We start from the raw sequence: 1,134 nt of genomic DNA, 5'->3' as shown, positions 1-1,134 counted from the left end.
GGGTGATGAGGTACTCGCGTCGCTCCACGCATGCACCGCGAGTACCTCATCACCCTGTGCGGCAGCCGCGGCGAACGCGAATTTTGTGGCAGGAATGGAGTTTTCAGAGCCGTCGACACCCACGACGATGGGGCCGGTCCTGCCGACGGCATCGGCGACTGTGTCGTCCTTGACCACTGCCACCGGACAGCTCGCGTGCCGTGTGACCGCGGAGCTCACCGACCCCACTAGGGATCTGGTGAACGCACCGAGCCCGCGGCTGCCGACAACCAGCAGCGCAGCGTTCGCCGAATGGTCCAACAGCGCGGGGATGATCGGGCCGGTCACTACCTCGCCGGAAATCTCGAGGTTCGCATCCGGACCCGCGACATCGCTCGCGATCTGCTTCGCCTCGCCGAGGATGCGCTCGCCGTCGGCATGCACCATGTCGAAATCCGACTGGGTGAACGCCACTGTCGCTCCGTACAGGACGGGTAGCGTCGCGGAATTGACGAGGTGCAGCGGCGCGTTACGGCGGTGTGCGTACCGCGCCGCCCACGCGGCGGCCGCAAACGAGGTCGGCGAGCCGTCTACGGCAACGACTATCGGGGCATTCGACATCTGTCTCGACTCCTTCGTCGTGGCGATCACCAGCACCCTCGACACTGGCCGAACGCGACACGTGGCGTCAACAAATCGTGGCGCACGACTCGCTGTGGCGCGGCGCAACCGAGCAATCGGTGACGTAGGGTTCGAACTGGAGGTTGTGATGGTGAAGGTGTTCCTCGTCGATGACCACGAGGTCGTTCGCCGTGGTCTCGCCGACCTACTCGAGGAAGACCCGGACCTCACCGTGATCGGCGAGGCGGGGTCGGTGTCGCACGCCCTCGCCCGTATCCCTGCGTTGAAGCCCGACGTCGCGGTCCTCGATGTGCGCCTTCCCGACGGCAACGGCATCGAACTGTGCCGCGAGCTGTTGTCCCTCATGCCGGAAATGCGCTGCCTGATCCTGACCTCGTACACCGATGAGCAGGCCATGCTCGACGCCGTCATGGCCGGTGCCAGTGGCTACGTGATCAAGGACATCAAGGGATTCGAGCTCACCCAGGCGGTCAAGGACGTCGGTGCGGGCAAGTCACTGCTCGACAATCGTGC

General features: G+C 65.1%; 2 protein-coding genes. One reads left to right on the top strand and one right to left on the bottom strand.

Annotation, left to right across the window (positions count from 1 at the left end):
• Positions 1-600 (bottom strand): universal stress protein (locus A8G08_RS19100; protein ID WP_169823332.1); only part of this gene is annotated, 600 nt, incomplete at its 3' end.
• Between the two features lie 148 nt (positions 601-748).
• On the opposite strand from A8G08_RS19100, the gene A8G08_RS19095 reads away from it, so the two are divergent.
• Positions 749-1,134: response regulator (locus tag A8G08_RS19095; RefSeq protein ID WP_157108664.1), on the top strand; the 386-nt coding region annotated here is incomplete at its 3' end.

Origin of the sequence: Aldersonia kunmingensis (assembly GCF_001646865.1) — a bacterium.
In the GTDB taxonomy this organism is placed as follows: domain Bacteria; phylum Actinomycetota; class Actinomycetes; order Mycobacteriales; family Mycobacteriaceae; genus Aldersonia; species Aldersonia kunmingensis.
This window is presented reverse-complemented; position numbering and strand designations above follow the sequence as displayed.